The organism is Marinobacter sp., from assembly GCF_052091845.1.
In the GTDB taxonomy this organism is placed as follows: Bacteria; Pseudomonadota; Gammaproteobacteria; order Pseudomonadales; family Oleiphilaceae; genus Marinobacter.
Genome location: NZ_JBQDCO010000007.1, coordinates 1 through 18,709, shown reverse-complemented (window position 1 = coordinate 18,709; position 18,709 = coordinate 1). Strand labels below are relative to the sequence as shown.

Sequence of the window (18,709 nt, the reverse complement as noted above, 5' to 3'; positions counted from 1 at the left end):
TCAAGCATCAGATTTTCGATTTGAACAACTGCGGTTATGCTGGGTGGATACATAGTTGGATGGCAAAGGAATCAATATGACAGACCACATGCCGGATGATTTGTCCGCAGCTGGCCGCGACTTACGAGCCTATACTGATGAGCTGCGCCCCAAACATCCTGTCGTGCGAAACACCAAGGGCGAATGGGTGCTGCTCCGGCACGCCGACGTTCTTGCTGCTGCTGTAGACAACGAACGCTTCTCCAGCCAAGTCTCACGCTATCTGCAAGTACCGAACGGGCTAGACGGAGAAGAACATACCCGCTATCGCAAGGTTATCGAACAATATCTTAGCCGTGCTGCAGTAGAGCCGTTTATACCTGTTTTCAAGCGCGTTGCCAGCCAATTGGCAACAGAGTTGCCGAAAGGCGAAGTTCTGGATGCAGTAAGCGACATAGGCGCTGTATTTGCGGTACGTGCACAGTGCGCTTGGCTGGGATGGCCGGCCGAACTGGAGCCGCGGCTCTTAGCCTGGATGGGCGAAAACCATGCAGCTACACGCTCCGGCGATCATAATTGGATGGCGGACGTGGCTGAGCAATTTGATGAAATCATCCGCTCGGTTGTCCAACCGCGCCGAGCGGCCGGCGACAACGCGCCCGACGACCTAACCACCAAACTCTGCCGAGAGACAGTGGATGGGCATCCGCTCACGGAATCAGAACTGGTCTCAATTCTACGCAATTGGACAGGTGGCGATTTAGGTTCCATCGCACTGTGTGTTGGCGTGCTCATCGCTCATATAGCCAAGCACCCGGAACTGGTAGGCCAATTATGTGAAGCGTCCGACGCCGAAGTAGAGGCTGTTATCAACGAGATACTTCGCATCGACAATCCGTTTGTGTCCAATCGGCGCGTAACCACCTGCCCTGTTCATATCGGTGGCAGGGATATCCCAAGTGGCGCAAAGGTTAAGTTGAACTGGACATCCGCCAACCGCGACGAGAACGTGTTCGGCAACAATCAGTTTGATCCGCAAGCAAACGCAGCAGCGAATATTGTTTACGGCGCTGGGAAGCACGTATGCCCCGGTCGGCTGCTGGCAACTTGGGAGTTAAGGATCGCACTACAAACCTTGCTAGCCTCAGTGCAAACGATTGAGCTGGTACCAGAGCGCCCGCCAGAGCGGGAAGTCGCACCGGTGGGTGGGTATCACAGCGTACCGGTGGTACTAACCTAAGGCGCCCGGTACAAGACAATCTATTAGCGTAATCGAAAGATCCCGAAAAACCGCATCCGAGGCCACAACGCTCGGAAAGCGATCATAGACCCCTCGCCGGCAAGTCGATGTGCGCGCCTGCGCTTTTTTAACGCAAGAGGCATAAGCTTCAGCGCCTTCGGCTTGGCCAGTGGCTTTCTCGCATAGACTAGGCACCTGGGTAATCACCCAATCCACGGTGGTACTGAGTTTAGCGGGATGTGATGCCAGTTTGGTGAACCGGCTTGCGTCTATGGGTGGGGGCTGTTCGCGGGTTTGATCCCAGAGAACAAAAAGCAGTGCGGCAGAAACCAGAGTAGCGGTAACGATAGGGAATTTCATTAGAGTTTTAACACGTTACCTTACTATTAGGGGACAGATCATTTTGTCCCCCAATATAACAGCAGCGCAAACTTATTTCTGCACTTGCTCAAAGTAGCCGGTCAAACGGTCCTTGTTGGTGGCGGCACTTTCGGTCAACGTATCGACGGCCTTTTTAGCACTGTCGTAGTTGGTCGCCTCGCCTACCTGAATGATGCCCGTCATATTAAGAGCCGCGTGGGGTGTGCATTTGTATACGTAAACACCTTCCTCTTCCACAGTCACGGTGATGCCTTCGTTTATCTCACCTTGCCAGCTTTCGGCCCCTTCGGGCACTTCAACGGACGTTGAGTTGTGAGCCTGGTCGACAAGTACAAATTTAACCGTGTCACCCGGATCGGCGTTTACATAGCCAGGCTCAAACACCATCGCGCCGTCGGCACCCGAGTTTTTCATCTCAACAACATGCTCTGCCGCGAGCGCAGAACTGGATAGAACGGTCAGAGCTGCTACGGCTACTGCTTGCTTAAAGGTAACTTTCATATTCAACTCACCTCGTCGATTAATTTCGAACATTGCATAAAGCACTACGAAAGTGTGACAACCGAAGACTGGTTTTTGCTCTACGAGCATGTACTAATGGGTGATATTGACTCAGATCATTTGAGCCTGCACATTGGGAATAAATACACGATACTGAGCGGGATGAAGCAACCCTGGCGAAAGTCAGGACCTTTCTACCACACGATGGTTATCGATCATGCTAACTGAAGACGCTCTTACTCTTTTCGCACGAGCGGGTTACGCGGCTAGCGGTATTGTTTATCTGTTGGTAGGGGGCATTGCGGAGCTGTTCGAAACGTTTCGCGGCCAGCCCTTCGGGATGTGGCTTATGGCCTTCGTAGCAGCCGGGCTGTTCGCATTTGGTGCTTACAGCATACTGGAGGCGTTTTATCGTCGAGTAAATCCATCCGCCGGAACCAACTGAGCGGAAAACGAACAGGTTGCCATTCAAATTCAATCCGTTAAAGAACACGCGTTGGGCCACTTGAAGCTCCAGGCCGTGAATGAATGCCATTCAGTTTTGAACCATTAAAGGGTGACTCAGCGTATTCACATCCAACATGCTGTAAACCAAAGGACGTAGTCGATCATGACATCGCGAATACAGGAAACTACCCCCTACGCCGAATCTTGCAAAGCGCCGCTCAAGCCAATCGCATTGCGCAGAACACCGGAACTGGACGGCGATGCACCAGAGGATAAACGCAAGGAAATAGCCCTCTATTTCACCAATACCTTCGACACCTACACGCGCCTGTTTGAATGCCTGGCCGATGACTCGGGTTTTTACCAGAAATCCATTCCTCTAAGGCACCCGCTGATTTTCTATCTCGGCCACACTGCGACGTTTTTTGTGAATAAACTGCTGCTAGCAAAACTTCTGCCCGAGCGGATTGACCCTCATATGGAGTCGGTTTTCGCCGTGGGTGTTGATGAAATGAGCTGGGACGACCTGAACGAAGACCATTACGAATGGCCAAACGTTTCGGCCGTGATGGATTACCGGGCCGACGTTCGTTCCACGGTACTGAATTTGATTGAAAGCCTGCCCCTGAACCTGCCCATTACATGGGAAGGTGCCTGGTGGCCAATCATTATGGGTATTGAACACGAGCGGATTCACCTCGAAACCTCTTCCGTTCTGATCCGCCAGCACGACCTGAAAAAAGTGCGGCCACAGCCTGAGTGGGCCCCGATTCAGGAAACCGGAGAGGCGCCCCGAAATGAACTGATTACCGTGCCCGCCGGTGAAATCCACATCGGCAAGCCTTACGACGATGCTTATTACGGCTGGGATAACGAATACGGCGAACACAGAAACCGGGTTGAAGAGTTCAAGGCCAGTCAATATCTGGTCAGCAACCAGGAATTTCTGGAATTTATCGAGGCAGGCGGCTACGAGCTAGACCGGCACTGGAGTGATGAGGGGCTATCCTGGCTCCAGTATACCCGGGCCAAACACCCAACCTTTTGGCGCTGGCGTAATGGCTGGGTATTGCGACTGATGACCGAAGAAGTCGACATGCCCTGGGACTGGCCGGTTGAGGTGAATTACCTTGAGGCCGAGGCTTTCTGTGGATGGAAGCGCGAGCAAACAGGGCGACCCATTCGCATGCCCACTGAAGACGAGTGGTACCGGCTTTGCTCGGTAGCGGGCGTAGAGGAGGTGGGCAACAACCCCGCCAATGCCAACCTGCATCTCGACCATGGGGCGTCTTCCTGCCCTGTGACGCGCCACCGGCATGGCAAATGGTTTGATGTGGTGGGCAACGTGTGGCAATGGACAGAAACGCCCACTTATCCATTCGACCACTTCAGGGTTCACCCACTATACGACGACTTCACTACACCCACGTTTGATGGCCAGCACAACCTCATCAAAGGTGGCTCCTGGGCCTCGTGCGGTAACGAAGCGCGCCTTGCAGCCCGCTATGCCTTCAGGCGCCACTTTTTCCAGCATGCCGGATTCCGGTATATCGCATCGGATGCCAAAGTCGTGCAGCCCAACGCTTACTACGAAAGCAATAAGCTACTGACGGAATACGCGGAATTCCACTTCGGAGACACTGCATTTGGGGTTGAGAACTTTCCGAAGGCCATAGCCGATTTGGCACTTGAGGCCATGCAAGGGAAACCCACCGGAAAGGCGCTGGATATCGGGTGTGCCTGCGGGCGATCGAGCTTTGAGTTGGCCCGGCAGTTCGAAGTGGTAGAAGGCGTTGATTTCTCAGCTAATTTTATACGCCTTGGTGTCGAAATGGCTGACCAGGGTTCTATCCGCTATTCCCTTGTTGAAGAAGCCGAGTTGGTTAGCTACCACACCCGTTCGCTCCAAGCCCTTGGGTTGGAAAACCACGCCGGAAAAGTGTCGTTCCACCAAGGAGATGCTTGCAACCTCAAACCCCTGTTCACCGGTTACGACCTGGTTCTGGCGGCCAACTTGATCGACAGGCTTTATCGACCAAAATACTTCCTTAATCACATTCATAACCGCATTAACGATGGCGGCCTGCTTGTTATTGCATCACCTTACACCTGGCTGGAGGAGCACACGCCAAGGGAAGAATGGGTTGGCGGGTTCAAAAAAGACGGAGAAAACTACACAACCCTGGATGGCCTGAAAGACCACCTTTCCAGCCACTTCAGGTTAGTAGGAAAGCCTCGAAAAGTGCCTTTCGTTATTCGCGAAACCGAGCACATGCACCAACATACCCTGTCGGAGGTTACAATCTGGGAGCGATTGCCGCGCGTATAAGCGCTGCAATCGCCAGCCTTCAGGCAAGCATCAACCACCCACCTTCACCTTCAGGGTTCATCGACATTGCTCATTTTTCTCGGCGCAGCCTTCTCATTCAGCGTGGTAATGATCGGCACCACCATGCCAACCCCGCTGTATCCGATATATCAGGAAGCCTTCGGGTTTTCTCAGTTGATGATCACCATTATCTTTGCAGCTTACGCCTTCGGGGTTATTGCCGCACTGGTGACCACCGGGCGCTGGTCCGATCAACTGGGGCGCCGCCCAATACTGCTTGGCGGCCTGGCATGTTCAATTATCAGTGACCTGGTGTTCTGGCAAGCTGACGGCTTGACGATGATTCTCGCGGGCCGGGTACTCTCCGGACTCTCAGCCGGTATTTTTACCGGCACCGCAACCGTAGCAGTACTGGAACTCGCACCGCCACATTGGCGTGAACGGGCCACATTTTTTGCCACCGCCGCAAACATGGGAGGACTAGGCCTGGGCCCCATGCTTGCGGGCGTATTGTCGCAATATCTGCCCGCCCCACTGGTGTTAACGTATTTAGTGCACATTGCGCTTGCCATTCTGGCGGTTATCTGTGTTTGGCGGGCCCCGGAAACCGTAAAAAAACCCAGTCACCCCAAGCTGTCATTTCAGCGCCTGAACGTGCCCCCGGAAGTTCGCGGCGTGTTTGTGCCGGCCGCCATCGCAGGTTTCGCGGGGTTTGCCGTGTGCGGTTTCTTTACCTCGATTGCGCCAGCAATGATGAGCAATGTACTGGGGTATGATAATCGACTACTGATTGGTGTGGTTGCAGGCAGTATTTTTATTGCCTCCACACTCGGCCAGTTCCTGCAGGATAAATTGCCGTTGCACCTTCGCCTGCCAGCTGGGTGCGCTACCCTCGTTGTTGGCGTATCACCGGTAGCGCTCGGCATTCATACACAATCGTTGGCGCTGTTCATGGCAGGGGCGATAATCGCCGGTATGGGTCAGGGCATCGCCTTTCGCGCTGGCATGGGCGCCATTGCAGCCGCCAGCCCGCCGGCAGAGCGCGCAGCGGTCACCTCCACGTTCTTTATTGTTGCCTATATCGCTATTTCCGTACCGGTGATTGGTATCGGTTTGATGGCCAGCGTGATCAGCCTCCAGTCAACCGGGGTTATCTTCTCCATTTTTGTTGGCGCTATGGCTGCGGTGGCACTGCTGATTCTTTTGTGGCGCGGCCGTCATACAGGCCGATAAAAGTCAGGCGTCAGTCGGCGAAAATCATTTGTCGGGCGGCGTCCAAACTGGCACATCCTCAGGTTTTGGCGCCTCCCAGTTCCGATGCATGGCGCTGTTTAATGCCTCTTCCAGTTTCATGAACAACTCGCCATAGCGAGGGCTGAAGTTGATGCCCTCTTCGATTTCCTTCCAGGCATCAAATAACTCATCTTCATGGGCTTTCTCATTGTCGACAAAGGCCCAGGTCATCTGGCGCGCCCGCATGGGATGCACACCTACGGCTGTTAGCGCATGACTGCCCAGCTCCAAAGCAGAAAGATAGGTTTCACTAACCACATTGTCAGCACCCGCTTCCCGAAGCTCATAGCCATGGCCACGGTCGAATGCCCGCGCCAGTATCCAGACACTGGGAAAGTACTTCTTCACATGCTTCACGATCCCGACCGTACGCTCCCGGTCATCAATGGCCACCACCAGCAAGCGGGCCTGTTCAATACCTGCAGTTTCCAGCAATCCAGGGCGACTGGCATCGCCGAAGAAGCTCTTGATGTTTATTTTTTGGAGGTTTTCAATCTGTTCAAACTCGTGGTCCAGCGCCACGATAGGAATGTCGTTGGCCCGCAGTAAGCGGCAAATAATCTGCCCGAACCGCCCCACCCCAGCCACGATCACTGGTGCGTGCTCATCAATGGCATCGGCTTCCCGCTCATCGTTCGTCGACCGGCGGTAACAGGGCAACACAATGCGGTCATAAACGATAAATAACAAAGGCGTGAGGAACATAGACAGTGCCACCACCAGCGAGAGCATCTGGGCAATATCCGCCGGCACTACCCGGTTTTCAACACTGTAAGTGAGCAGCACAAAGCCGAATTCACCCGCCTGCGCAAGCCCGAGAGTGAACAACCAACCGTTGCTGCCGCGAACCCCGAACCTCATTGCAAGAACCCAAAGGATCAGTGTCTTGACCGCGAGAACTGCCAGCACCAGCGCGAAAACGGTGTGCCACTGGGACACCAGTACTTCGAAGTTGATATCAGCCCCAACGGTAATAAAGAACAAGCCCAGCAACAGTCCCTTGAAGGGTTCGATGCTTGCTTTTAGCTCATGACGGAACTCGCTGTTGCCCAATACCACTCCAGCCAGAAACGCCCCCAGTGCCGGCGACAGATTTACCACGCTCATGAGAGCGGCAATACCAATAACAAGCATCAACGCCGTCGCAGTAAAAATCTCCCGCAACCTGGATGCCACCACATAACGAAATAAGGGGCGGCTCAGGTAATAGCCGCCCACAATTACGGCGGCGATTGCGCCCACAACGACCAACGCATGCCCCCAACCCGGTAGCCCGGCAACCAGGCTCAGGCCCGAATCGTCGCCCGGCACGGCACCGGCGTCACCTTTAAGGCCTGGCAAGGCCATCAGCGGAATCAGCGCAAGCATGGGAATAACAGCGATATCCTGAAACAGCAAAACAGCAAACGCATTGCGCCCGCCTTCGGTTTTCGACAGGCCTTTCTCATCCAGGGTTTGCAAAACTATCGCCGTGGACGATAGCGCGAAAATAAAACCAATCGTTAGCGCCGTCTGCCACTGAAGCCCCAGGAACCAGCCTACCCCCGTTCCAACCGCAGCAGTCAGTACTACCTGAAGGCCGCCAAGCCCCAGAAGTTGCCCCTTGTGAGCCCAGAGCGACTTGGGGTCGAGTTCCATACCAACCAGAAACAACATCATCACCACACCGAATTCGGCAAAGTGCTGAATGGTATCGGCTTCTTGCCCCACAAAGCCTGTAACAGGCCCAATTACCACACCCGCAACCAGGTAGCCCAACACAGAACCCAAGCCAAAGCGCTTTGCCAGTGGCACTGCGATCACGGCAGCCAAGAGGTAAATAAAAGCTTGAATGAAGTAGGCAGTCATTGGGCGGTTACCATGATGATATCGGTAAAAAGCTTAGTTGAAAAAGACGGATAGTTTACACACGCCGGCAGGCTATTGATGCAAATGGCAGACTAACGCCTGCTCACTGACCGAAACGCTTTAGCTGCATTTCCTGCAAACGGCTAAGGGTACGACGAAATGGAAAAGCCAATGCCCCCTTATTGTAGAGTTCGCTCATGGGCACAGCGGCACTCAGATACAGTGGAATACCACGGTCGTAGCATTCATCAACCAGTGCAATAAAGCGGCGCACGCCGTCATCCTGATGTGACAGTGCCTGTAGCTGTCTGTCTCCGGCTGCCACCTGAGTTACGGCATCTTCAGTACCGCGAGCAATGTCCGTTTGCTGACCGCCACCCGTAAGCCTGGGCACGTCACTCAAGAATACATGAGAGAAACGATCACACAGCTCGATAAAATCCTGTATGGCCAGCTTTTGCTCGCATAAGTCGTCGTAGCGACACCACAACGCTTTCTGGTTACGTTGCACTACTTTGATTTGACAGTGTCCGAGCGACAAAGGGTTACTGTTAGCCTGTTCGCCATCGTTGAGTAATTCGGTAAACGCGGCTTCAAGAGCCTGTAGGTCATTCACCCAATAGCGTGGCTGGCACTCACCGGGGTGCAACCGGTGATCCTGACCACCATCTACACTCACTACTTGCACGCGCTGTTTGATGGCCGCAATGGCCGGCAGCAGACGCTCACGGTTAAAGCCACCCTCGTACAACGCATCCGGAGGCTGGTTAGACGTGCATACCAGCACCAAGCCTTTGGCAAACAGCTGCTGAAACAAACCGCCTAACAGCATGGCATCGCCAATGTCATTGACAAACAGCTCGTCCAAACATAGCACCCGCGCTTCAGCCGCCAGCTCTTGTGCAAGCAGGCCAAGCGGATCTTCCTGCCCGGTTAGCTGAAACAAACGCCGGTGCACCCAGCGCATAAAGTGATGAAAATGCTGCCTCCGCGCAGGCACGGTTAACGCCCGGTGAAAACGATCCATTAACCAGGTTTTCCCTCGACCCACCGGCCCCCACAGATACACTCCCCGGGCTTCCGGCTCACCCGTCTGTAACTGCTCAAAGCAGCGCTGCAAACACAGAGCGGCTTCGTGTTGAGCCGGGTCGTCTTTAAAACCGGAGGCTAATGCCTGCTGATAGGCCGCGTAGGGAGACATTTGGGACAATTCATTCATTGGCGAATATGCTTCCGGTACCAGCGACGCCCCAAGGCTCCGTGGAAATGCCAGGAGAATGTCGGAATGATGCCTCGCCGGCGCAGCCAGAAGCCATCCGGCACGGGTGCTGATGGTTCTATCGCCTGTAAAGTGATGTCAGCGAGTACAACTCCCGGGCCCTCTTCATAACGGCGGCTAGCAACCACATTGCCCGCACCATCAATAACTGCCGCCTGGCCTTCAAGGTGCCCGCGATAAGCTAAGGGCAGCCCCGGCATCCGGCAGCTGAGCGCATTACAGTGTGACCCGTGAATAACCGGTGCCCCCACAAGGCGCGCAGTGTCCCGCACTGTTTTAAGACTATTTTCCCGATTAGCTGGCTCAAGCCGTGAATAGAAGGCTGGCCAGTTTTCCGGAATGCTCCACCAGCGCGATCCACCGATGATCACATCCACTTTGTTTCGCAAACGCCGAGCAGTTGCCGTGCGCAAAAACTCCCAACACACAGCTGTGCCGACTCGAATGCCATCAACACTCCCAAGCTCGCCGGTATCTTCAGGGGCTCCGCCCTCGTAAAAGGCACTTTCCCACATGGTTGGGTAATCCTTATCGTGATACCCGGCCCGCTCTCCCCGGTTAAAACACAGGTACCGGTTGCGAACACTGCCATCGGCCACACGGCACAAAAAAGAGCCGCCCAGCACAATGCCATGTTTAGCGGATAGCGTTTGCAAGAATTGCGCAGAAGGGCCGCGTTCATCTTCAATGGCGTTAGCAAGGGAGGGCTGCCACGCAATGCCAGTGTTAAAGAACTCGGGTAAGCCGACCCATTTTGCACCAGCCATGCAGGCTTCTTCGACCAGCGCTTCGCAGCCGGCCAGATTGTATTGCGTGTCGCCGATGCGGGTGTCAACTTGCAGTGCAGCGACGCGGATGGAAAGCGCGGTTTTCAACTCGGACAAATCCTTCGTCTATTCAGCGACTGAACGTTTGGAAGCCCAAAGAGGTCTTTCAATCCGTAACGACTCAATATGAATTGAAACCAACGATCACAATTAAATATTCAAGTTGTCGCAGTAGAAGTCGTTACGCAAATTATCAAACACTGGTGGTTGGCCGCCAGCTTACCTACTAACCCACTTCAAATCGACACCGGGAGTTACCCATGTCCCTGACCGGCAAATTAAATAACCTATCGGTTGGAAAAAAGCTCACTGGCGGTTTTGCCTTTCTCGTCTTTCTGGCTGTGATGATTGCGATTATAAGCATTCAAACATTCAGCCAATACAACGAACGCTCATTGATTGTGGCCGCGGTCAGCTTCGCGGAGTCTTCCCTGCTGGACGCCCGCACTGACGAAAAAAACTTCAGGCTACGGCGCGAGTCTCAGTATATAGAAAGCGCGAAATTGCTGGCGAATAGCGCGGCGACAGAAGTGGCACCTCTCAAAGACATGTTGGTTGTGCCTGCCGACAGAAAGCAAGTCGACACCATTATAGCGAGCGTTGAAGAATACAGTGCACTCCTGGACAAGTTTGAAGCCAACATTTCCGCTGCCCCCTATGTACTCCTTGAGATCGAAAGCAACCTGCAGGCCGTGGCCCGCCGGGCAGTTGAAACGGCGAGAACGCTACAAGAGGTGCAACTTCAACGGATGAAGAAACAATACAACAGTGCTATTACCATGTTGGTCACTGTTGCTCTCGTCGCCGTTCTGGTGGCGGCCCTCATCGCCTGGCTACTAACACGGGCTATCACTCGGCCGGTGAACGAGGTTGTTGAGATCGCGAATAAAGTGGCGTCTGGCGACCTTACCGTGGAGGTTCGAAGCGATCGTGGCGACGAATTCGGACAGCTTCTTGCCGCATTCAGCGCTATGGTCACTAATTTACGGGAACTGATCCGTGGGATAGACACAGGTGCTGCAAGCATCGCTTCCGCCTCGGAGGAGCTTTCTACTGTAACTCATCAGACCAGCCAAGGCGTCGCAGAGCAGCAAAGCCAGACAGACCAAGTGGCCACGGCTATGAACGAAATGGTGGCCACAGTGAGTGATGTTGCCAGGAGTGCGGAAGCTGCTTTCCAGGCTGCCAACGATGCCAGTGAGAAATCGAACAGTGGCGAAAAATCGGTGAAAGAGACCCTCCACTTTGTCGGCGAACTGAGCAAGCAGAGCGCAAACGTCATGCAGCAGCTCAACGGCCTCCAAACGGCGACCAATAACATTGGTACGGTGCTGGATGTTATTAAGTCGGTTGCAGAACAAACAAACCTGCTGGCGCTTAACGCGGCTATTGAAGCTGCCCGCGCCGGCGAGCAGGGGCGCGGCTTCGCTGTCGTCGCTGACGAAGTACGCTCACTTGCCCAGCGAACCCAAAGCTCGGCCGGTGAAATTGAAACCCTGGTTGAAAACCTCGTATCCAGTGCCGAAACTTCCGTTTCCAGTATGGAAACCGGCATTAAACTGGCGGAGCAGACCCTCGAGCGAGCTGAGTATGCCGGTACCACCATCCGCGAAACCGCCGAGGCTGTTGACGAAATTCGTAATCACAACAGCCAGATAGCGACAGCGGCCGAGCAGCAAACCTCGGTGGCTGAGGACATCAACAAAAATGTGACTCAGATTCGTGATGTGGGTGACCAGTCAGCGGCCTCTGCCGAGCAGGTTTCTGCAGCAAGTGACGAACTAGCGCAGCTCGCTGAAGGTCTCAGCGGGCAAATCGCCCGCTTCAAGATGTAATACCTGAAATTAGCCGGGCTAGCTGCTCGGCTGTATTCTCAAGGTAGTGCGCGGCGTTAGCGATAGCGTCCTCTTTGCTCGTTGGCCCCGGGGCGATTGGAAAAACCGCGGTAATGCCTGCTTCGTGAACGGCCTGCATGCTGCCCTCGCCCAGCTTACCCGCAAGGCCAATAACAGGTACCTGATAGCGTTTTGCCAGTTTGGCCACACCCGTTGGCGTTTTGCCCGACGCGCTTTGCCCGTCGATAGCGCCTTCAGCCGTGATTACCAGATCTGCGGCCTGCATGTGTGTTTCCATATCCACGGCTGACATCACCAGCTCAATGCCGGGTTTCAGAACGCCACCCAAAATACCGGCAACAGCGCCGCCAATACCGCCAGCAGCACCACTCCCTTCAAAGCTGCTTATGTCGTATCCGCTTTTCTCCACACAACGGGCGAATGTGCCAAGATTGTTGTCGAGCACGTTTACATCGTCTGGCGAAGCACCTTTTTGCGGGCCAAATACGGCGGCAGCTCCCAGATCGCCAAGCAGCGGGTTAGTAACGTCGCATGCCACCACAATCCGTACATCGGCCAGATTGGTTTTCGCCTCCGCAATGTCAAAGTCACTGATGTGCTGAAGTCCCTCACCACCAGGGGGGATGGGGTTGCCGTTTTTATCCAGCAATTGCGCACCCAGTGCCTGCAGCAAACCTGCACCACCATCGGTGGTAGCACTGCCGCCCAGGCACACAATGAGTGTATCTGGCTGATGCTTCAGGGCCGCCATGATAAGCTCACCTGTGCCGTAACTGGAGGCTGTCATCGCGTTGCGGTCAGATTCGTTCACGCAGTCCAGGCCACTGGCCTCAGCCACTTCAACAATGGCTGTTTTCCCATCCTCTATCAGCCCGTAACTGGCGCTGACAGGGGCTCCGTTGGGCCCGGCCACGGTTGCCTGATGGAGCGTGCCGTTCATTGCGCTAGAAAGCGTGACGGTGGTGCCCTCACCGCCATCTGCCAAAGGGATTTGTACCACCTGATCAGCCGGTGCGCCTCGCACCCAACCGACGGCAATAGCATTGGCAACAGCTTCCGCTGTAAGACACTCTTTAAACGAATCCGGGGCAATGAGTATGCGCATGCAGTGCTTCCTTATCGATCATTTTTGTTATTTGTCGTTGTGTGTGCTTACAGCGCCACCATGGATACCAGCCACACCAAACCAATGGTAACCAGCCCCATAAACAGTGTCGCACCTGTATGTGAGCGATACGCTGTTGCCACATCCATTTTGCTGAACTGGGACACTACCCAGAAGTAACTATCGTTTGCATGGGAAACCGTCATGGCCCCAGCGCCAACGGCCATCACCGTTAATACGCGACCCATGTCTGAATCCAGCCCCAACTGCGGCAACAGCGGAGCCACCAGTGCAGACGCAGTAACCAACGCAACCGTGGACGAGCCCTGTGCTGATTTAAGTGCAGCAGCCACAATAAACGGCATAACCACACCCAGCCCCAGTGTAGACAGATTCTGGCCCAGGAATTCCCCCAGGGGCGTTGCAGCCAATACGGCGCCGAATGCACCACCGGCACCGGTAATGAGAATTATCGGCGCTGAGACAACCAGACCTTTCTCGGTATGTCGGCCAAATTCTTTGAGTTTTTCTTTGCCCTGAATCAAGAACAAGGCAAACCCGAGGCCTATCATCAAGGCATTCAACGGCTTACCAAGAAAGTTCAGCACTTCATATAGAGCGCCATCACCTAATGGTGCGGTGGGGTAGCTGGCTACCGAGCCCAAGCAAATCAGTACGATAGGAACAAAGATAGGCGCAAAAGCCTTCCACGGGCTGGGCAACTCGCCGTAGTGCTCTTTGCCTTCCTGAAATGCCTCCTCCGCCTGCTCAAGCTCATTGCTGGGCAAGTTGCGTGAAAAATACGCCCAAACCAATCCGGCTAACGCTGCGATGATGGCAAACACAAGTCCAACGCCAATGACCAGCCCAAGGTTGTCCTCCAATCCCAGGTTGCCCGCTGCCGCAATGGGGCCTGGCGTGGGCGGCACCAGAGTATGGGTCGCAAACAAGCCAGTGGAGAGTGCCACTGTCATGGCGACGGGGGATACGCTTAATGTTCTGGCCATAGAACGCTTCAGACTGTTCAGAATAACGAAGCCTGAATCACAAAAAACCGGAATAGATACAATAAAGCCCACAATGGACATGGTCAGGGTGGGAAATTTTTCACCCAAAAACTTAATGATGGTTTCAGCCATCACAATCGCTGCGCCAGTGCGCTCAAGAATGACACCAATGATGGTTCCCAACACAATCACAAGGCCAATGTAGCCGAGAATTTTGCCAAAACCGCCACGGATCGTGGATTCGATGGAGTCAAATGGCAGACCAAATGCAAACGCGGCAATAAACGATGCCAGCAGCAGCGTGATAAACGGGTTAAGCCGCAATTTACTCGTTGCGAACACAATGAACGCAATAAGAGCAATTAAAACCAAAACCATATACATAGAGAATCTCCGGCATCGCCTCGATTATTGTTGTTCCAGCGGGGGAACCTGGCTCAACCTTAGAGTTTAGAAGCTGAACAGACACCCGTCTTTAGACAAACGACTCAATATTCACAAGACAACCGGCCTGCATTTAGTGCACGCGCACAAATCAGCGCTTTACCAAACAATTGTCTGATGTAAGTGCCAGATGTAAATGCAGAAGCTCTGGCAGCCGGAACGGCGAAAGCCCGGTAAGTTGCTCAATGCCTTTCAAACGATAGCGAACAGTGTTGCGATGCAAATGCAGCGCCGCCGCACATTGCTTTACATCGCCATTGGCTTTAAAAAACGCTTGCAGCGTGCGTATATACAAAAGATAACGGGGATGCGCCTGCAGGGTTTGTAGGGGGCGCAGGAGTTCCTGCTGCTGCCAGCCGGGGTGCAAGCTCTCCCACAAAATGGCTACCGGGTCATCCGAGTAACAATGGATGTTGTTTTGTGGAGACTCACGCCGGCCATGGGCCATGGTTGCAAGGGCCGATTCGTAGCACCCTTGCAGGCTACCCTCAATATACTGCCCGGCCGATATCACAACGGCCATACGGGTAGCTGCACAGAGGCTGGACTGAAGAAGGGACAGCGCATGCTCAGTCATTAAGTGCGGGGCTGTTGCGGCTGTCGTTTTTACAGGCGCGAGCACAAGGAGCCTCTGTGGCGCCACCTGCGCCAGAAGCAGACTTTTGTCGCGAAGCTCTATCTGTCGCATCAGGGAAATTACAAAGTCATCGGCGCCCGGTAGTTGTGCCGGTTCGACGATCAACGCCAAGCGCGGCTGAGACGGGTCAAAATCGATTCTATCCAGCCAGCTCTGTGGTACGGTGCGGCCATTAATCAACGCGAGCAGCGTATCCTCTATTTGCCGGCGGCGATGCTGCCCCAACTCCAACAGGGCCGTTTGCTCGAGCATAAGCTCGGCCGTAATCTTTACCAGATCTGCAAACGGCAAAACCTTGCTGGGCTCTCCGGAAATACCAACAACGGCAACCAGTTGCTGGCCAACAGCAATGGGAAGGTTAACGCCATGGCGAACTCCGGGATACTGCGCCGCATTTCCGGCATCCACGGCCAGGGGTTCACCACCCAGCACCACATGACGCGCACCCGGATGAACCTCACCCACCCGTAGCGGATTGCCCGAGGCTATGATGACGCCATCTGGCGTCATTACATTGACCGAATGCCCAATAACCTGCATTGCCCGGTCTACAATACGCTGAGCTGTAGTGTGGTCGAGAGTGATCATGGCCCGCCCTGTCAATCATCCGGCCAAGCACCGGAATCTGGAATAGCACCATAATGATCGCTTGGCCCGCAGCCTGTCTAATTTATAGTGCCACCCTGGCCTGATAATGCCCTTTGAGGGTTTTCGCAACGCGAATTGTGCAAACATAAATTGTGACAGCGGTGAACCAAAACGTCATTTGCAGACTACAACACTGACTTGATCCTTTTTCTGCTTGAATGGAGTCCGTGCATGATTACAGTTCATCATCTTAATAATTCGCGCTCACAGCGTATCCTCTGGATGCTCGAAGAACTGGGAGTGCCCTACGAAATCCAGCGCTACCAGCGTGATTCCGAAACCATGCTGGCACCTGAAAGCCTCAAGAAAGTACACCCGCTCGGCAAATCGCCAGTAATCACCGACGGCGACCTGGTCGTGGCCGAATCCGGCGCCATTATAGAATACCTTGCCCACACCTACGGCAAAGACAGCATGCTACCTGAAACCGGCGGTCAAGCCTGGCTTGATTACACCTACTGGCTACACTACGCCGAAGGCTCTTTGATGCCTCCACTGGTTATGCGCCTGGTGTTTGAAAAAGTAAAAACCAGCCCTATGCCGTTTTTTGTGAAGCCGGTAGCAAAAGGCATCGCTGACAAAACCAATCAGATTTTCATTGGCCCAATGATCAAAACACACATGGATTTTGTGGAAGCTCATCTGGCGAAAAATACCTGGTTTCTCGGGGACAAGCTCAGCGCAGCGGATATTCAGATGAGCTTTCCTCTGGAAGCCTCGGTTGCCCGGGGTATCGTCGATAAAAGCAGACCCCATATAGCCGCGTGGGTGGAGAGGGTGCACGCCAGACCTGCCTACCAGAGTGCTCTGCAAAAGGGCGGAGAATATGATTTTGCTTAAAAGCCAGCTAAAAGGCATGGCTCAGATCAGGGGGTTGGAGCAGACCTGAAGCGCATAAAACCGGTTACAACTTACATGGCAAACCACGCAAACAAAGGGAGGCAAATGCCTCCCTTTGTTTTTCTGGCGAGTAGAACTACGCAGCTTTCCGTCGAGCCGCGCCAAGTCCGGCCAGGCCAAGACCCAGCAGTGCCAGTGTGCCTGGCTCCGGCACCTGATAAGCAGAGCCTTTCCAAATAACGCCAGTCGCGTAGTCTGCATCGTTTGACACCACGAACTTGAGCGACTCGCCAGCAGTGACGAGGAAGGGACCAGTGATATAGTCGAAAATATCAATAGCCTGTGTCCAGGGCTCGGAAATCGGGTTACCAAGAATCTTTGAGTCGAAAATAGTCTCAGTGCCGTTGACGATTTTCAGGTTATCGTCGAAAGAGACAAACAATGAATCAACAATTGAGTCAGTGGCGAGCGAGCCAAAACTCTCTTCCCAGACACCGAACTCCGCGTCATCTACTTCCCACGCTGCGCTATCCTGTATCCAGGCAGCTCCATCAAGATTTCCAGTTGGGGTGACATAGTGCTGATCGACTTGATCTGACAGGCTGCAACCATCACAGATATCGTCAAGACCAGACTTGAATGGCACGGCTTGTACCATGGCAGATCCCAGGCTGAGTACGATCACTCCTAGAGCCAAACTGACTGTTTTCATTTTGTTCTTCCTTATGTGGACGTTTTTACGCTTCGAAAAATAAGCGGCTCGATGCCATTTTAAAAATAAGCAAAAAACAAACCACAAACAAAAAACAAATATAAAACAACAATATAAAAATAAAATCGATAAATTTTGATGCGTCTCTTCGATGGACATGTATAGATTATCGACATCAAATTCCTAATGGGCACTTGCGATTTGAGAGTTCAACCAACTCTTTAAGCAACAGCCGGTGCACGAAACCTGATTCTCAAATTGCTTGCTCTGGCCTGCAAAGCGAACGAACACATGCTTCTATTTGAACTCGTCGTCATCTTGCTAAGCCTCTCCGCATTATTCAGCTATATAACCAAAAATTTGTCTGAGTTTTAATGTTTCTGTAAAAATTCCCCTGCCTCCAATACTTGGTTGCGCCCGGCTCTTTTAGCTTCGTAAAGCGCTTTATCTGCACGCTGAATCAGCAATTCAGGTGAAATTCTCTTGCTCGGAACCAAGTTACAAACACCTGCACTAATAGTAACCACCGGCGCCACACCTGAGAATTCATGAACAATACCAAGTGCCTGTATGGCGAGCCTACAGGATTCAGCAACCGCAGCTGCATCCTGGGTGTTCGGCAGTACCAGAGCAAATTCCTCACCGCCATAACGAGCGATCAGATCAGTGGGTCGCCGCACCGCCTGAGCCAATACTTGCGCGACCTGCTTCAGACACTCATCCCCTCCCAAATGACCATAAGCATCGTTAAATGCTTTAAAGTAATCAATATCCACCATCACGATCGCAATCGGCTGACGTTGGCGTAAAGCCCTCGACCACTCCTTCTCAAGATAAAGATCAAAGTGCCGGCGATTGGGAAGCCCGGTTAAGGCGTCGGTCAGGGAAATTTTTTCCAACTCGCTCTTGTCCGTGTTCAGTTCAGCATTGTGCCGCAGGCTTCGCACGGCATAGAACACCAGCAATGCGATAAAAGAGAAACCAAACCCAAGAACAAGGGCCGGCAGGTAACCTCGCCTGTCACTCACGTATGCCTTCGCAGGCATGGCTCTAACCATCCACTTTCGGCCAGCTACCGGCGCAAGAGGTACTTCGTGAACCTGGCTTTTCAACCAGCGCGCACCGCTAGCCTGAATTTCTCATAGTGTCCCAACAAGCGTCGCAGGCCAAGGCAGAAAGCGCGAGATCCAGGTGCTTGTGGTCGGATCTGGTTACTATTTAATCATTCTCGACCATTCGGGCGCAGCTCCCCCTTTCCCCCATTGGTGTCGGGCCGGGGGAGCCCGATTATCTACTGGGGCACCAATCGCTGAACCAGTGCTGAGAGATCGTTCTT

The 18,709-nt window shown here is 53.6% G+C and carries 15 protein-coding genes and 1 pseudogene; 6 read left to right on the top strand and 10 right to left on the bottom strand.

What is annotated here, in order from left to right:
* The first annotated feature begins 76 nt into the window (after positions 1-76).
* Positions 77-1,219: a cytochrome P450 gene (locus ACTHYN_RS03675; RefSeq protein ID WP_441811152.1), complete on the top strand. Its 1,143-nt coding sequence runs from the start codon at positions 77-79 to the stop codon at positions 1,217-1,219.
* On the opposite strand, the gene ACTHYN_RS03670 is transcribed toward ACTHYN_RS03675, so the two are convergent.
* Complete coding sequence (locus ACTHYN_RS03670; RefSeq protein ID WP_441811151.1) at positions 1,211-1,579, bottom strand: hypothetical protein; 369 nt, start codon at positions 1,577-1,579, stop codon at positions 1,211-1,213. The genes ACTHYN_RS03675 and ACTHYN_RS03670 overlap by 9 nt on opposite strands.
* A gap of 72 nt (positions 1,580-1,651) precedes the next feature.
* Positions 1,652-2,101 (bottom strand): pseudoazurin, encoded by a 450-nt coding sequence (locus ACTHYN_RS03665; protein WP_441811150.1) that lies wholly within the window; start codon positions 2,099-2,101, stop codon positions 1,652-1,654.
* Between the two features lie 217 nt (positions 2,102-2,318).
* Here ACTHYN_RS03665 and ACTHYN_RS03660 point away from each other — a divergent pair, with 217 nt between their 5' ends.
* From ACTHYN_RS03660 to ACTHYN_RS03650, 3 genes are all read left to right on the top strand, one after another.
* A complete protein-coding gene (locus ACTHYN_RS03660; protein ID WP_441811149.1) occupies positions 2,319-2,546 on the top strand; it encodes a DUF1206 domain-containing protein in 228 nt (75 codons plus the stop codon).
* Positions 2,547-2,711: 165 nt separating this feature from the next.
* The gene (gene ovoA, locus ACTHYN_RS03655; protein WP_441811148.1) at positions 2,712-4,877 is read left to right on the top strand and encodes a 5-histidylcysteine sulfoxide synthase; all 2,166 of its coding nucleotides are present in this window, start codon (positions 2,712-2,714) and stop codon (positions 4,875-4,877) included.
* 66 nt (positions 4,878-4,943) lie between these two features.
* Positions 4,944-6,110 carry an MFS transporter gene (locus ACTHYN_RS03650; RefSeq protein WP_441811147.1) on the top strand — a complete coding sequence of 389 codons (1,167 nt, stop codon included), beginning with the start codon at positions 4,944-4,946 and terminating at the stop codon, positions 6,108-6,110.
* A 24-nt stretch (positions 6,111-6,134) separates the two neighbouring features.
* Here ACTHYN_RS03650 and ACTHYN_RS03645 read toward each other — a convergent pair whose 3' ends face one another.
* From ACTHYN_RS03645 to ACTHYN_RS03635, 3 genes are all read right to left on the bottom strand, one after another.
* The gene (locus tag ACTHYN_RS03645) at positions 6,135-8,018 is read right to left on the bottom strand and encodes a monovalent cation:proton antiporter-2 (CPA2) family protein (protein ID WP_441811146.1); all 1,884 of its coding nucleotides are present in this window, start codon (positions 8,016-8,018) and stop codon (positions 6,135-6,137) included.
* 103 nt (positions 8,019-8,121) lie between these two features.
* Positions 8,122-9,228, bottom strand: coding sequence for a cell division protein ZapE (zapE, locus tag ACTHYN_RS03640; RefSeq protein WP_441811228.1), 1,107 nt, complete (start codon positions 9,226-9,228; stop codon positions 8,122-8,124).
* A 5-nt stretch (positions 9,229-9,233) separates the two neighbouring features.
* Positions 9,234-10,181, bottom strand: a complete 948-nt coding sequence (locus ACTHYN_RS03635; RefSeq protein WP_441811145.1) for a carbon-nitrogen hydrolase family protein — start codon at positions 10,179-10,181, stop codon at positions 9,234-9,236.
* Positions 10,182-10,384: 203 nt separating this feature from the next.
* Here ACTHYN_RS03635 and ACTHYN_RS03630 point away from each other — a divergent pair, with 203 nt between their 5' ends.
* The gene (locus ACTHYN_RS03630) at positions 10,385-11,959 is read left to right on the top strand and encodes a methyl-accepting chemotaxis protein (protein WP_441811144.1); all 1,575 of its coding nucleotides are present in this window, start codon (positions 10,385-10,387) and stop codon (positions 11,957-11,959) included.
* Here the strand turns inward: ACTHYN_RS03630 and ACTHYN_RS03625 are convergent.
* From ACTHYN_RS03625 to ACTHYN_RS03615, 3 genes are all read right to left on the bottom strand, one after another.
* Positions 11,949-13,085: a glycerate kinase family protein gene (locus ACTHYN_RS03625; protein WP_441811143.1), complete on the bottom strand. Its 1,137-nt coding sequence runs from the start codon at positions 13,083-13,085 to the stop codon at positions 11,949-11,951. The two genes, ACTHYN_RS03630 and ACTHYN_RS03625, sit on opposite strands and share 11 nt — an antisense overlap.
* A 47-nt stretch (positions 13,086-13,132) precedes the next feature.
* Complete coding sequence (locus ACTHYN_RS03620) at positions 13,133-14,476, bottom strand: GntP family permease (RefSeq protein ID WP_441811142.1); 1,344 nt, start codon at positions 14,474-14,476, stop codon at positions 13,133-13,135.
* A gap of 151 nt (positions 14,477-14,627) precedes the next feature.
* Positions 14,628-15,761: a sugar diacid recognition domain-containing protein gene (locus tag ACTHYN_RS03615; RefSeq protein WP_441811141.1), complete on the bottom strand. Its 1,134-nt coding sequence runs from the start codon at positions 15,759-15,761 to the stop codon at positions 14,628-14,630.
* A gap of 231 nt (positions 15,762-15,992) precedes the next feature.
* On the opposite strand from ACTHYN_RS03615, the gene ACTHYN_RS03610 reads away from it, so the two are divergent.
* Entirely contained in the window at positions 15,993-16,661 is a 669-nt protein-coding gene (locus tag ACTHYN_RS03610) for a glutathione S-transferase (RefSeq protein WP_441811140.1), read from the top strand.
* Between the two features lie 136 nt (positions 16,662-16,797).
* On the opposite strand, the pseudogene ACTHYN_RS03605 reads toward ACTHYN_RS03610, so the two are convergent.
* A pseudogene (locus ACTHYN_RS03605) lies at positions 16,798-16,887 on the bottom strand (PEP-CTERM sorting domain-containing protein); the annotation flags it as partial.
* Positions 16,888-17,744: 857 nt separating this feature from the next.
* A complete protein-coding gene (locus ACTHYN_RS03600) occupies positions 17,745-18,320 on the bottom strand; it encodes a diguanylate cyclase (RefSeq protein WP_441811139.1) in 576 nt (191 codons plus the stop codon).
* Positions 18,321-18,709: the final 389 nt, after the last annotated feature.

Bases quoted from the DNA above. Each gene is read 5' to 3' on its own strand.
- ACTHYN_RS03620 (WP_441811142.1), bottom strand. From the start codon at position 14,476: ATGTATATGGTTTTGGTTTTAATTGCTCTTATTGCGTTCATTGTGTTC.
- ovoA (WP_441811148.1), top strand. From the start codon at position 2,712: ATGACATCGCGAATACAGGAAACTACCCCCTACGCCGAATCTTGCAAA.
- ACTHYN_RS03630 (WP_441811144.1), top strand. From the start codon at position 10,385: ATGTCCCTGACCGGCAAATTAAATAACCTATCGGTTGGAAAAAAGCTC.
- ACTHYN_RS03665 (WP_441811150.1), bottom strand. From the start codon at position 2,101: ATGAAAGTTACCTTTAAGCAAGCAGTAGCCGTAGCAGCTCTGACCGTT.
- ACTHYN_RS03625 (WP_441811143.1), bottom strand. From the start codon at position 13,085: ATGCGCATACTCATTGCCCCGGATTCGTTTAAAGAGTGTCTTACAGCG.
- ACTHYN_RS03615 (WP_441811141.1), bottom strand. From the start codon at position 15,761: ATGATCACTCTCGACCACACTACAGCTCAGCGTATTGTAGACCGGGCA.
- ACTHYN_RS03675 (WP_441811152.1), top strand. From the start codon at position 77: ATGACAGACCACATGCCGGATGATTTGTCCGCAGCTGGCCGCGACTTA.
- ACTHYN_RS03660 (WP_441811149.1), top strand. From the start codon at position 2,319: ATGCTAACTGAAGACGCTCTTACTCTTTTCGCACGAGCGGGTTACGCG.
- ACTHYN_RS03670 (WP_441811151.1), bottom strand. From the start codon at position 1,579: ATGAAATTCCCTATCGTTACCGCTACTCTGGTTTCTGCCGCACTGCTT.
- ACTHYN_RS03610 (WP_441811140.1), top strand. From the start codon at position 15,993: ATGATTACAGTTCATCATCTTAATAATTCGCGCTCACAGCGTATCCTC.
- ACTHYN_RS03645 (WP_441811146.1), bottom strand. From the start codon at position 8,018: ATGACTGCCTACTTCATTCAAGCTTTTATTTACCTCTTGGCTGCCGTG.